Raw genomic sequence first — 13,036 nt, 5'->3', positions numbered from 1 at the left:
AGTAGTTATCCACAGCGTCATCCACACTCCCCCGCAGCCCTTGTGTTCTGCGGCATTGCCCTGTGGATAAGCCGAAAATGTGCCAATACCCCAACATGCGGGTGTAACGTTCCCCAACGGGAACAGGAGTAACAACGTGAAACCAGTAGTGATTAAACGGGACGGCTGTCAGGTCTCTTTTGACGAAGAGCGCATCAAGCAGGCCGTTGAGCGGGCCGCGCTGGCCGCTGGTGTGATCGATGCCGACTACTGCGCTACCGTCGCCCGTGTGGTCGCTCAACAGATGGAACAACGCCCGCGTGTCGACATCCATGAGATCCAGCAGGCGGTTGAAAACCAACTGATGGCTGGCCACTACAAGCAACTGGCACGTACCTACATTGAATATCGTCACGATCGCGATGTGTCGCGCGAACTGCGCGGGCGGCTGAACCAGGAGATCCGCGGCCTGGTGGAGCAAAGTAACGTGGCGCTGCTGAACGAAAACGCCAACAAAGACAGTAAGGTGATCCCCACCCAACGCGATCTGCTGGCCGGGATCGTCGCCAAGCACTATGCCAAGCAGCATATCCTGCCGCGCGACGTGGTGCTGGCGCATGAACGGGGCGAGATCCACTATCACGATCTCGACTACTCGCCGTTCTTCCCAATGTTCAACTGCATGCTGATCGATCTGAAAGGCATGCTGACCAACGGCTTCAAGATGGGCAATGCCGAGATCGAGCCACCGAAGTCGATCTCCACCGCCACCGCCGTCAGCGCGCAGATCATCGCCCAGGTGGCCAGCCATATTTATGGCGGCACCACCATCAACCGGATCGATGAGATCCTGGCGCCTTTTGTCACCGCCAGCTTCCGCAAGCACCAAGAGATCGCGCAGCAGTGGCAGATCCCGGATGTGGCAGGCTATGCGATGGCGCGTACCGAGAAAGAGTGTTACGACGCCTTCCAGTCGCTGGAATACGAAGTGAACACCCTGCACACCGCTAACGGCCAGACGCCGTTTGTCACCTTCGGCTTTGGCCTGGGAACGAGCTGGGAATCGCGCATGATCCAGCAGTCGATCCTGAAAAACCGCATCGCCGGGCTGGGCAAAAACCGCAAAACGGCGGTGTTCCCGAAGCTGGTGTTCGCCATCCGCGACGGCCTGAACCACAAATTTGGCGATGCCAATTACGATATCAAGCAATTGGCGCTGGAATGCGCCAGCAAGCGCATGTACCCGGATATCCTCAATTACGATCAGGTGGTGAAGGTTACCGGCTCGTTTAAAACGCCGATGGGCTGCCGCAGCTTCTTGGGGACATACGAAGAAAACGGCGAGCAAATCCACGATGGCCGCAACAATATCGGCGTGATCAGCCTGAACCTGCCGCGCATCGCGCTGGAAGCGCACGGCGATGAAAGCCGTTTCTGGGCGCTGCTGGATGAACGCCTGCTGCTGGCGAAAAAGGCGTTAATGACGCGCATTGCACGCCTGGAAGGCATCAAGGCGCGCGTGGCACCGATTCTGTATATGGAAGGGGCGTGCGGCGTGCGGCTGAAAGCCGACGACAATATCGCCGAGATCTTCAAACATGGCCGGGCGTCGATCTCGCTGGGTTATATCGGCGTGCATGAAACCATCAACGCCCTATTCGGTGGGCAGAAGCACGTGTATGACGATCAGCAATTGCGCGCCAAAGCCATCGCCATCGTTGAGCGCCTGAAGGCCGCCACCGAAAGCTGGAAAGCAGAAACTGGCTACGGCTTCAGCCTGTACAGCACGCCGAGCGAAAACCTGTGCGATCGTTTCTGCCGCTTGGACACCAGCGAGTTCGGCGTGGTGCCGGGCGTCACCGACAAAGGCTACTACACCAATAGTTTCCACCTCGACGTAGAGAAAAAGGTGAACCCTTACGACAAGCTGGATTTCGAAGCGCCTTATCCACCGCTCACCAACGGTGGCTTCATCTGTTACGGCGAATACCCGAATTTGCAGCACAACCTGAAGGCGTTGGAAGACGTGTGGGACTACAGTTACACCCGCGTGCCTTATTACGGCACCAACACGCCGATCGACGAGTGCTACGAGTGCGGCTTTACCGGCGAGTTCTCCTGCACCAGCAAAGGCTTCACCTGCCCGAAATGCGGCAACCATGATTCGGCAAAAGTGTCGGTCACCCGCCGCGTTTGCGGCTATTTGGGCAGCCCGGACGCACGGCCGTTCAATGCCGGTAAGCAGGAAGAGGTAAAACGCCGGGTGAAACACCTGGGGAATGGGCAGATAGGTTAATCGATATCCTTTAAGCCTTGCGGATGACACCTTTCCGTAAGGCAAGAATTGCTTTTGTGGCCAAACCTCTTATGCTCTTTTGCTGTTTGCCCGTAATCATTGTTTATTCAAGGTTTAGCGATGTCTTTTATTTTCTCATTCAAAAAGGTGTATTTATTCAGTCTCCTGGCGCTCCCAGGCTATGTATCAGCCACCAGCGAGGGAGAACCCGTGACGACGGCGCAGACATCAGCCCTCTCAATTCTTGCCATTCCGCCCATAATGATGCCGCCATCACGCATCATCGATGTTGCAGTACCAGAGAAAAAACGGGCTGCTGATACCCTGGCTGAACCCACTCAGGCCGTGAACACTCCGGTGGCAGAGCCTGCGCCAACGGCGTTGTTGGCCCCACCGTTACCCACTGAGCCACCAACCGAGCAGAAAACAGAAAACAAGGCAGAAAGCCCCACTCCAGCGTTGCAGCTAGACAGTGAAGAACAAAAACGCGCTTATGCAACCGGCGTAGCCTTGGCAAACTACATAGACAGCCAGCTTGCGCAACAGAAAGAACTGCACATCACGCTCAGTAAAGATATTTTGCTGGCAGGCCTCAGCGACGCTTTTAACCATCAGAGCAAAATGAGCGAGCAAGATGTTAATGACACGCTGCGCGTCCTGGATGAACAGATTAAGGTTCTGATGCAGGACAGAAAAAACAAAATGGTTGCCGCAGATAAAGCGTGGCTGGAGGCGTTTGCCAAACAGGAAGGGGTCAAAAAGACCAAGCAGGGGCTGTTTTACTTCGTAAAAAATAAAGGCACTGGCGCGCCCCTGAAAGATACGGATACCGTTGAGGTAAATTATAAAGGTACTCTCATTGACGGTACCGTGGTTGACGGCCCGAAAATTGATAACGCCTTCGAAATATTCCGGGTAGCGAATATGCCGCCGATCCTGCGCGACAGCGTGAAGCTGATCCGTGACGGGGGTGAAGTTCAGGTCGTCATCCCTCCTTCTGCAGTAAAAGTCTCGCCTGATGTGGCAAAACCGGAGGCGGTGGTGATTTACACCATATCTATCCATAGTGTGAATAAACAGCACTAGTTCTGCCGTGCCAGGGGGAAAGGAATAAAAAATGAATTACCACCAGTATTACCCCATCGACGTGGTCAACGGCCCCGGCACGCGCTGCACGCTGTTTGTCGCCGGTTGCGTACATCAATGCAAAGGCTGCTACAACCAAAGCACCTGGCGGCTAGACTCCGGCCTGCCGTTTACGCCGCAGATGGAAGAGCAGATCGTGGCCGATCTCAACGACAGCCGCGTGCCGCGCCAAGGGCTGTCGCTTTCCGGCGGCGATCCGCTGCACCCTGCCAACGTCGCCGCCGTATTGCAGTTGGTGAAGCGGGTACGCGCCGAATGCCCCGGCAAGGATATCTGGCTGTGGACCGGTTATAAGCTGGGGGAACTGAATGAGGCACAGAAGCAGATCGTCGAGCGAATCAACGTGCTGGTAGACGGCAAGTTTGTGCAGGAATTAAAAGACCCGGCGCTGATTTGGCGCGGTAGCAGCAATCAGGTAGTGCATAAGCTGCGTTAGCCGGGGAATTTTTCGCGCTGATGGGCAACCGCCAAGACTTGTATGACATCGCCCACAACGCGATAAACCAGTACCAGAGAGGCTTTGCTGACCAATAGCTTACGGGCCTCTCCATACCAAAGTTTACCCAGATCCGGATTATGCAATAACCGTTTAGCCGCCTGCTCAACCTCAGCATCGGCCTGTTCTGCGGCCAACGGGTTAAACGGATAGAGAAATTCAAAAATGCGTTCCCGATCCTGCAACGCAACATCATCCCATTCGATGCGCATGGCTTTCCTTATTTCGCTGCGTATCTGGCCCTGACCTTGGCTTTAACATCATCCATCCGTTGCTCAGCCTGCGATTCACTGAGATAAACCGCACTCCCTTCATGTAAGCGGGCAAAAGCAGCGTCGACCTTACCCTTAAGCCAATTTTCATGCTCTTCGGTTATGCGTTGTTCGGCAGCCAGTTGTTCGGCTAGCTGACGACAGGCTTCACTTAAGGTGGTGCCTTTAGCCTCTGCCGCTTTCTGCGCCAATTGCTTTGTTTCGTTTCCAATACGAAACTGGATACGGCTTTCCATTCTCACATCTCCTCAAATAATTTACTGCTCATGATTCATTAACGTTAGCACATTTGTGACAACACCATAAGCTCAGGTGACTGATTTTTGTTCACAGCAAAAGCGGCCTCGTCAACAGCAGCAGCACACCAATACCCCTGTCTACCAGACCCTCCAGTGAGCACTTACTCACAATTTTACGTCTCAACCGATGGCCGAACTACGGCCTTACTGGCCGCGATTGGGCAACAAGGGTGAATCAGAACGTTATCGGTAAGAAGAGAGTAAGCACTAACCAACATTCACGGCTGTAGCGCTGCAATATTACAAACCGCGGGAGATTGCCCCAGATGGCGCAATGACCGGCCATAACGGCCGGTTAAGCCTGGATATCACACCGGCGGGAGGCAGGATTAAGTTCGTTGAAAAGGTATTTTGCGGTGGGGTAAATTTAACGTTTTTTACTGGCACAGTAACACATGCCTCACCTTCTGGGGTGATCTTCTTGGCGCTGGGGAAACAATTTTATGCCAATTTACAACCGGTTCGACAAACCACGCAGCAACCAGCGGTTAAAAACGCAGGCATTTTAACCACTGCCGGGCATCAATGAGCGCTGAACGAGCCAGCGCTAAGAGCGATCACCGCGCACAGTGCAGTTGGTCTGATTCTACAATTTTCACCCCGCTGCCAGCGCTGAAGGCCTGCGTCAGCAGGGTTTGCGCCACGTCTTTGGCGGCGACGGAGCGCCATTTACCGGGCAGCAACGCAAACAGCGGTTCGCTGAGCCGCTCCAGCAAACGCGGTTTCGCCCGGCCCAGCAGCATAGAAGGCCGCACCAGCGTCAAGCGCGGCCAATTCTGCGCGCGCAGTGCCTGCTCCATCTCGCCTTTAGTACGATTGTACAAAAACGGAGAACGAGGATTGGCACCGATGGCGCTCACCACTAAGCAGTGTTGCGCCCCCAGCCGCTGCCCGGCGAGTGCCGATGCCATCACCAACTGGTAATCCACATGGCGAAACGCCTCGGCGCTGCCAGCCTGACGGCGCGTGGTGCCCAGGCAACAGAACACCACATCCACCGGCTGATCCAACCCCGCCAGCAGTTCAGACAGATCGCCGCCGTGCGGGTTTTGCAGCTTGCCGTGCGGCACCAGCGTCGCCCGCGTGGGGGCGACAATCGCCGTTACCTGCGGATCGGCCTGCAACAGTTGCAACAGTTCGCCGCCGACCAGGCCGGAAGCCCCGGTGATTAATACCCTTGCCATACGTTCTCCATTATTATCTACCGAACCGCCAAAGATGCCCTTTCTCAACGGAACATCTCACGCTTTCTTTCGCCTTACTGCGCGGGTTTCACATCTGCAACAAAGGTCGGTAGGCTCCAGGTTCCGCCTAAGCGAATATAACGACACATACCCGTCGTGGCTTCACTGCTCTGGCGGAAGGTTTGACCATCCCACACCCAACTTCCCATTCCCCAACAGTCGCCCAATCCGCGCCCTTTTTGACTGTAAGAAATAACGCCTTCACCGTAATCCGACCCCAACGTCGTCACTAACACCGGAGCTTCTTGCAAAGCACTGTCGATCACCCAATAACCGTAGCCCTCGTTATAGGCTGCCCGCCAGCACAACGCTGAGATAACGGCATGCTTGTCACCCAGCGGAGTCAGAGTGATGGCCTCTTCGCCTTCCTCATCACGATCCGCCGAAGGCTGCAGGCGGTCGCAATCATCCGGCTTTAACGTTGCCAACAGCTTGGGCTTCAACGCCGCGATTTCTGGCGCAGTCAGCGGGCGCTCCTGCGCTTTCGCCACCTTCACAGCCTGAATCACCGGGGCAGGAATGGCCACTGGTACGCTGCTTTCTGGCTTGTCACCTTTTCGTGCCAATGCCCCCGGAGTCCCGATGCGCCCCTGAACGTCATCCATTTTCAGCATCACGGCGGAAGCCCCATCACCAGAAAGCACAAAGGGCGACGGGCCACCTCTAAACTCAACGCGGCTACTGCCTTTGACCGCGCTAATCACGGCACGGGTCTGATCTTCGGATAAACGCCAGGTATCATCCGCTGCCGCTTTGACGGCACCGATGGATTTATCATTAATCCACAGCGTCAGCGCTGCCACCGGGTTGGCACCATCAGACTCGATATCCCCCAAAGTCACCTCCCCCGTAGGCACCGTTCCGGGGCCGGCAAGACGCGTGAACAGCACTGACCCCGTGGATTCATCCCCGTCGCTGTAGCCCGCAGCACGGCAGGTATTGGTGTTGTCACATACCAGTTCCCAGTTCTTGTGGCTGAAAGAGACACCGCTCTCTTGCGCCATCACCAGGGGGGCAAACGCTGCCACCAGCACCAGTGCAACTCGATCTCTGCTTTTCAATCCATCTCTCCTTAATGGTCGCGTTATTAACAGGCTATTTTAACAAGATGATGGACGCACCCAATGCAGCTTTTTGCCGAAACCCAAGGTGTTGTCGGTCATCTTCACCTCCTGCAGTGTGAGCTGCCAGATCGGGGCTTTCATCGCCTTCGCCACCGGGAAACGTTGGCAGTAGCGCTCGCGGGCCAGCCGATCGTCATCACCCTGCAGCAAAGCGATCTCCCCACGGTACTGCACGCCTTTGATCAGCGCGATGCTCTTGGGCTGCGGGGCAATGGTTCCCACCACCGTGCTGTTTTGCTGCATCAGGCCGCCATGCTGGGTATGCGGCTCGGTCATCAGCCACAGCGCCATACGCTCGGCGTCGAACACGTAAAAGCAGTTGGCGCACCACATTTCCGCACCATTACCGGCGCACAGCGTGAGCACATGCTGTTTATTGAGAAAACGAATGATGTGCTGCTGGTCTTCGGTTGGATTCAAGGTTATCACTCCTGTTACCGACACCTTTACGGTTGAAGGGTCAAGTATTCAATGTATTGATTACATTGTAAAATTTCTAGTTCTGAAAGTGGGATAAAATGGCTAAAGTTGATGTAAGGTGTCCGTTTTTTAAACAGACAGCTCCTGTAAAGAAACACGGTTATGGCAAAGGGAGGCATCAGCGTTACCATTGTCAGTCCTGCAAACGCACCTTCCAGATTGATTATGCCTATCGTGCCTGCCAGCCTGGAATGAAAGACCAAATCGTTGACCTGGCGATGAATAATGCGTGTATTCGTGACACTGCGCGGGCGTTACATATTAGTATCAATGCCGTCGTGCGCACGTTAAAAAACTCTCGCTGCGGAATGTAACCACGCTGCCGCGGGATAACCTGCAAATTCAACTGATTTGCGAAGTAGATGAGATGTGGTCATTTATCGGCAACAAGAAACGGCAGCGCTGGCTGTGGTACGCCTGGGAGCCGCGGTTGAAACGGATTATCGCTCATGTTTTTGGTTCTCGAAGCAAGAAAACGCTGCGTAACTTGCTGAAACTGCTTTCAGGTTTTAATGTGGCCTTTTGGTGTACTGATGGTTACAGGGCTTACAACGACGAACCTCCAAAAACAAAACACATTGTTGGAAAACTGTATACACAGCGTATTGAGCGTGAAAATCTGACGTTGCGTAACCGGCTGAAACGCCTCAATCGTAAGACGCTGGGGTACTCAAAATCACCCGAAATGCATAACAGGGTCATCGGTACTTTTATTGAACGCGAATATTACATTTAATGCGGCATCAACATATTGAATACATGACCAGCAACAGTAAGCCAGCCTGAAGCCCCCCAGCCTGCCAATCATTATCCCTGTTAACCGCGGGCTGCCCGCTTAGGCAGCCCGCGCTCATCAACATCTCACCAGGCTTAGAAGCTGTATTTCACCCCCAGCATCGCCGCCTTGTCATCATACCCTTTCTGCCCTATCTGCTGGGTCAGGTTGCCCCACACGCTCAGGTTGTTACTGAGCTTGCCTTCAGCCCCCACTTTCACTTCGATCAGATGACGGCTGCCGGTTTGCTGTACTCCCAGGCCATCTGAACTTACGCCCGGCAGGCGGGTGTTATGGATCCAGTTCAGATCCAGATAGGTGGTCAGAATACGTGACTTGTCTTTCCCCATCAGCGTGTCGTTCGACAGCTTGGCCCCCAGACGGGTCTGCAGGTTGTTGTTGCCATCCTGCTGCACCAGAGAGCCGTTGTTTTGCAGGTCGCTCATCTTCGCCCCGTTCAGCGTCAACTGCGCCTGCGGTGTGATATAGGTATTATTCTCCTCACCCTGATAAATTTCAATCGGATAGCCGCCTTCCAGCGAGGTGCTGACACCGCGCAGATGGTAATTACCGCTGTCGTAGGCACTGCTGCTGACGGAGGCATTGAACCATTCGTACTGCAGCCAGCCATGCACATACGGGCTATGGCGTTCACTGGCATTCGCATACCAGGTGCCGTACACCCCGACCGTATACCCGGTCAGGCTATTGTCGGATTTGTAGCTGGTTTCCCCCGAATCGGTGGTGCCGGTTGCGCGCCCGTAGCCAGCCATCACCCCTAACCCGAAGCGATCCTGCCCGGTAAACTGCGTATCCCACACTTCGCCTCCCAACTGTGCCACATAGCGATTGCTTGAGTTGGACAGTTGGCCGGACGCATCCTCAAATTTGTTGCGTGACCCCACCTGACGCAGCCACAGACTGGAGCGCGTCTCGGTGCCGCTCACATCACCGCTGTCGCGGCTATCCCCGGCGTGTAAATCCTCCAACCGGGTGTTGAACAACGTGTTGGCGGCGGCAATGTTGGCGATAAAGGCCCCGGATTCCGGGTTGTAGGTCACCACCTTGTCCTGATAGTTGGAGCGCAGATACCAGTTGCCGTCTGTCGTGTCTGTCGGTGTCCCCTGGTAGAGGAAGTATTCCAACACCCCTGCCTGGGCACGGCCGTTCAGGGTAAAGACCCCGTTCGAAGCCCCACCGACGTTAATCACCTGGATCCCGTTGATGTTCTTCGCCCCTTCTCCGCCAATATTGCTGACGCTGACCGTACTGGTGCCGGAGGTATTGCCCGTCACCACCAGCCGGTCAGTGGCCGCATTGTCCCCGGCCAGTACGGTATTCAGGGCGACGTTACCGCCGTTGCCCACGTAGTTGCCGTTGATGATGAAATCACTGTAGCTGCCCCCGGTAGCGGCACGCCCGACCACCAGGTTCCCGGCGTTGGACACGTTGCCGATCACCTGACCATCACCGCCAAAGGTGCCGTTGGCCTGCACCGTCACGTCGCTGGTCAGCGTGGCGCTGCCCACCGAGGCAGACGCCGTCGGTAAGGCCAGGGCAAAGGCCATTGGTGCGGCCTGCTGCACGGGCGCATCCACCGGAGGTGTACCCACCAGCAGCGTACCCGACTGCACCGTCGTCATACCAGCACTCACCGGGCTGTTACCGATGAGGACGGTTCCGCTCCCCTGTTTCATCAGGCTGCCACTGCCGCTGATCGGCGTAGTCAGATCCCAGTAGCCGGCGGTATTGAGCACCAGGCTGCCCGCATTGAGGACCGACGCAGCACCGAAGTTATCGCCCTGGGTCGCCGTCAGGGTGGTGCCCGTCTGGGTGGTGAAGGTGCCCACATAGGCACTGTTATTTCCCCCTAGGGTGACCGAGGCCCCATCGCTCAGCACGGTATTGCCGCTGCCCTGCAACGCGTTGACCAGGGTGGCTGCTGACAGCCCACCTGCTGCGCCATCCAGTTGCAGCGTACCGTTCACCACCACATCACCGGTGCCTAACCCTTGGGCCTGCGTGACGTCCGCCGTCGCACCGCTGTCGAGGGTGGTGGTTCCGCTGAAACCGGTGTTGTTATGATTGACCGCCAGCGTCCCGCTGCTCAGTACCAAATCGCCTGTGCCAACCAACGCACCGTCAACCACACCGCCTTCACTCACCGTCAGGGTGCCACCGCCCAGCTCCAGTTGGCTGTCGACGGCGCTGTTCAACGCCCCTACGGTTTGCGTGTGTCCGTGGATATCTACCGCCGCACCGCTGCTGATGGCCAGCTCCGAGGTGTTCCCCAAGGCCGAATCCGCATTCAGTTGCAACGTGCCCGCCCGCACCCACGTGGCCCCGGTGTAGTCATTCTGGGTGCCCGAGAGCACGATGATCGCGCCCGGATCCGCCTCGGTGATCGCCAGATCCCCGCTACCGGTGATTTGCGCAAAGAGTTCGTTACCCGGCATGCCGTTAAAGCTCGCAGTTCCCACCAGTTCCAGCGCCTCATCGCCCGATGTCAGCAGATCCATGCTCTTCAGGCTGTAGTTCACGTACAACCCATCACGCTGATCGCCAGTGGTCAGACCAAAACCAAAGGTCCCCATCGCCGCCACCACGCTGCTGTTCGGGTTGGTGATGCCTTCAAAATAGTCCTGGATGATCGGCGCATTGCTGCCGTCTGTCAGGGTCAGCTCACGCCCGGTGCCGGTCGCAGCCCCCTTCACCAGATCCACCACAATCGCCCCGGTATCCAGTGCCAGCGTACTGATCCCCTCCAGGCTCGGAGAGACGTTCGGCGGCAGGTTAACACTGACCGTGCCGCCCCCGGTGGTATCGATGCTGTTGGCTGCAACGGTACCGCCCGAGGTTAACAACCCGCTGTTATCAATGATGTTGCTGAAAATCAACGTCCCGCCGTTCATCTCCAGCGCGCCGATATCCTGTACCCCGTCCCCCACCGACGTGCGGCTGTTGGCTTCCAGATTCAATACCGTGTTGCTGTTGCTCGTGGTGTTGTTGTTCGACAACTGGAACTGGGTGTTCTGCAGATTGACCCGCCCGATGAACCCGGCCCCCACGTTACTGCCAAAGCTGAACAGGTTATTGTTGGTATTGATATTCAACACCCCAGCGCCCAACAGGCGGTTATCAAAGGTGAAATCACCGTTGTTGCTGATGTTCAGGGTGTCGCTGGCACTCACAATATCCACCGTGGCGGCAGGGTTGAACCAATCAATGCTGTCCAGGTTCAGGACTGAACCGCCGTTGATACTCACCGTGCCGATAAAGGCCGAGGCATTGGCATTGTTCAGCAACACGTTGCTGCCGTTAGACAGCGACCAGGTGCCTTCCCCGCCTAGTTGGTTGCTCAGCGTGCCGGTTAACCCGGCAAACACCAGTTGGCTGCCGCCATCAACCGTGACCGACGCGGTGCCCAAATTGGCGTTCTGACTGACGCTCAGCGCACTGTTGCCGGTAATGCCGAACTGGCCTGCAAAGCCGCTGTTATTACCGGACAGTGACAGAGTGGCCCCGTTATTCACGGTCACCGTCGAATTAGCCACACCGCTCAGGGTATTGGCCACATCCCCGCTCAACCCGCTGAATATCAGTTGTGAGGTGGCATCGGCCAGATTGACCCGGGCCGCCGAGGTGCCCAGGTTATTGGCCGCGCTGACCGTCAGCGCGCCGCCCGCATTGATAGCGTGGGTGCCGCTGAAGGCGTTGCTGCCGCTCAGGGTCACCGCCGCATCGGTATTGATGGTCCCAGCCCCGCTCAGCACGTTGGCGAGCGTGTCTGCGGCGTTCAGGTTCAACGTACCGCCAACATCCACCGCGCTGGTGCCCAGGGCATTGGCCGCGTTCGCGGTGACGGAGGCTCCCGATGCAATATGGGTAGTGGCTGACAAATCGCCGTTGGCCGCGCTCAGCGCCAAATCTCCGCCGTTCACGTTCAGCGTGCCCGCCCCGGTCAAGCCGCCAGGGGCGGCCGACGTGCCCCCTGACGACAGGTTCAGCGTACCGCCTGCCAGATCAAGCACACCGGTGTTGGTCAGCAGTCCGCTGGTCAGCACGCCCGTATTGAGCGTGACGGTGCCCTGGTTGGTCAGCGTACCTACCGTCTGGTTGAAGGTGTTGCTATTGAGGCTGGCACCGCTGGCCACCGTCAGCAATGAGGTGGCACCCAAGGCATTGTTGCTGCCCAGCAGCACATCGCCGCCGCTTATCGTGGTGCTACCGGTGTAGTTGTTCTGGCTGTTGGTCACGGTCAACGCACCGTTGCTGGCATCAAAGGCAACGCCGCCCACCCCGGTCAGTTGCGCAGTCAGATTTTTGTTGGAATCCGGGCTGGTATCGGTGGCAATAACCAGCGCGTTGGGGCTGTCCTGAAGCAGATTGAGCATGCTCAAGCCATAGTTCAGGTACAAACCTGTCGCGTTCAGGTTGTTAGTATTGGACAATAAGTAGCTATAGGTCGCATCCGCCACATGCACCGCGTTCTGATCGATCCCCGACACCACGCCCTGGCCTGGTGCGACCGTCACACCGTTAATCATCAGCGTCAGAGTATCGGCCCCGCTGGCCGTGGTGGCGCTGATCAACTGCATCGCCGTCGCCCCGCGGTTCTGATCCAGGATCGACAGGTTCGGTGGCACCACCGGCAGGACATTCTCCCAGGAACCCGCGCCCACCAGATTGATGGTGCCGCCGTTAGCGGCCAGGGTCTGAGCTGTAATGGTGCTCTCGGCGCTAGACAGTGGCGCACCGCCGGTAAAGTTCAGCGTACCGCCGTCGAGCGTCAGGGCGCGCAGCGTTTCGGTGCCCGGCGTGCCGGCGACCCCCACCGTGGTCACGCTGCCATTCCCCAAGGTCAGCCCAGCCAACGCCAGAGCGCTGGCATTGGTATCGGCCAACGAGAAGGTGGTGTTATTCAG

At 56.9% G+C, this 13,036-nt stretch carries 11 protein-coding genes; 5 read left to right on the top strand and 6 right to left on the bottom strand.

The features are described 5' to 3' along the window. Positions 1–136: 136 nt before the first annotated feature. From nrdD to nrdG, 3 genes are all read left to right on the top strand, one after another. Entirely contained in the window at positions 137–2,275 is a 2,139-nt protein-coding gene (gene nrdD, locus WG891_RS24665; RefSeq protein WP_156293994.1) for an anaerobic ribonucleoside-triphosphate reductase, read from the top strand. Between the two features lie 210 nt (positions 2,276–2,485). Beyond that, positions 2,486–3,361 carry an FKBP-type peptidyl-prolyl cis-trans isomerase N-terminal domain-containing protein gene (locus WG891_RS24660; RefSeq protein ID WP_337261371.1) on the top strand — a complete coding sequence of 292 codons (876 nt, stop codon included), beginning with the start codon at positions 2,486–2,488 and terminating at the stop codon, positions 3,359–3,361. Between the two features lie 31 nt (positions 3,362–3,392). Continuing rightward, complete coding sequence (gene nrdG / locus WG891_RS24655; protein ID WP_076942984.1) at positions 3,393–3,857, top strand: anaerobic ribonucleoside-triphosphate reductase-activating protein; 465 nt, start codon at positions 3,393–3,395, stop codon at positions 3,855–3,857. Here the strand turns inward: nrdG and WG891_RS24650 are convergent. Beyond that, a complete protein-coding gene (locus WG891_RS24650; protein ID WP_337261372.1) occupies positions 3,854–4,129 on the bottom strand; it encodes a type II toxin-antitoxin system RelE/ParE family toxin in 276 nt (91 codons plus the stop codon). The two genes, nrdG and WG891_RS24650, sit on opposite strands and share 4 nt — an antisense overlap. Positions 4,130–4,137: 8 nt before the next feature. After that, positions 4,138–4,425: a type II toxin-antitoxin system RelB/DinJ family antitoxin gene (locus WG891_RS24645; protein ID WP_076942986.1), complete on the bottom strand. Its 288-nt coding sequence runs from the start codon at positions 4,423–4,425 to the stop codon at positions 4,138–4,140. 337 nt (positions 4,426–4,762) lie between these two features. Here WG891_RS24645 and WG891_RS24640 point away from each other — a divergent pair, with 337 nt between their 5' ends. Further along, positions 4,763–5,017 carry a hypothetical protein gene (locus WG891_RS24640; protein ID WP_337261373.1) on the top strand — a complete coding sequence of 85 codons (255 nt, stop codon included), beginning with the start codon at positions 4,763–4,765 and terminating at the stop codon, positions 5,015–5,017. A 28-nt stretch (positions 5,018–5,045) separates the two neighbouring features. Here WG891_RS24640 and WG891_RS24635 read toward each other — a convergent pair whose 3' ends face one another. The 3 genes from WG891_RS24635 to WG891_RS24625 form a co-directional block, all read right to left on the bottom strand. Beyond that, on the bottom strand, positions 5,046–5,672 hold the full coding sequence (locus WG891_RS24635; protein ID WP_337261374.1) for an NAD(P)H-binding protein: 627 nt from the start codon (positions 5,670–5,672) through the stop codon (positions 5,046–5,048). A 74-nt stretch (positions 5,673–5,746) separates the two neighbouring features. After that, on the bottom strand, positions 5,747–6,736 hold the full coding sequence (locus WG891_RS24630; RefSeq protein ID WP_337261590.1) for a DUF1176 domain-containing protein: 990 nt from the start codon (positions 6,734–6,736) through the stop codon (positions 5,747–5,749). 96 nt (positions 6,737–6,832) lie between these two features. After that, on the bottom strand, positions 6,833–7,276 hold the full coding sequence (locus tag WG891_RS24625; RefSeq protein ID WP_076942988.1) for a YhbP family protein: 444 nt from the start codon (positions 7,274–7,276) through the stop codon (positions 6,833–6,835). Positions 7,277–7,374: 98 nt separating this feature from the next. Here WG891_RS24625 and WG891_RS24620 point away from each other — a divergent pair. Beyond that, positions 7,375–8,072 (top strand): IS1 family transposase gene (locus WG891_RS24620; RefSeq protein ID WP_337261375.1). Its coding sequence is split into 2 segments (ribosomal slippage): positions 7,375–7,624 and positions 7,624–8,072, totalling 699 coding nucleotides; the frame shifts between segments, so codons are not numbered across the junction. Positions 8,073–8,206: 134 nt separating this feature from the next. On the opposite strand, the gene WG891_RS24615 is transcribed toward WG891_RS24620, so the two are convergent. After that, a partial coding sequence (locus tag WG891_RS24615) for an autotransporter outer membrane beta-barrel domain-containing protein (RefSeq protein ID WP_337265232.1) occupies positions 8,207–13,036 on the bottom strand: 4,830 nt, incomplete at its 5' end.

It is taken from the genome of Serratia sp. MMO-28 (genome assembly GCF_037199905.1).
Lineage (GTDB): Bacteria > Pseudomonadota > Gammaproteobacteria > Enterobacterales > Enterobacteriaceae > Chania > Chania oryzae.
This window is presented reverse-complemented; position numbering and strand designations above follow the sequence as displayed.

Excerpts from the sequence above, each read along its gene's own strand:
- nrdG (WP_076942984.1), top strand. The coding sequence starts at position 3,393 with ATGAATTACCACCAGTATTACCCCATCGACGTGGTCAACGGCCCCGGC.
- WG891_RS24650 (WP_337261372.1), bottom strand. The coding sequence starts at position 4,129 with ATGCGCATCGAATGGGATGATGTTGCGTTGCAGGATCGGGAACGCATT.
- WG891_RS24645 (WP_076942986.1), bottom strand. The coding sequence starts at position 4,425 with ATGGAAAGCCGTATCCAGTTTCGTATTGGAAACGAAACAAAGCAATTG.
- WG891_RS24640 (WP_337261373.1), top strand. The coding sequence starts at position 4,763 with ATGACCGGCCATAACGGCCGGTTAAGCCTGGATATCACACCGGCGGGA.
- WG891_RS24635 (WP_337261374.1), bottom strand. The coding sequence starts at position 5,672 with ATGGCAAGGGTATTAATCACCGGGGCTTCCGGCCTGGTCGGCGGCGAA.
- WG891_RS24630 (WP_337261590.1), bottom strand. The coding sequence starts at position 6,736 with ATGGCGCAAGAGAGCGGTGTCTCTTTCAGCCACAAGAACTGGGAACTG.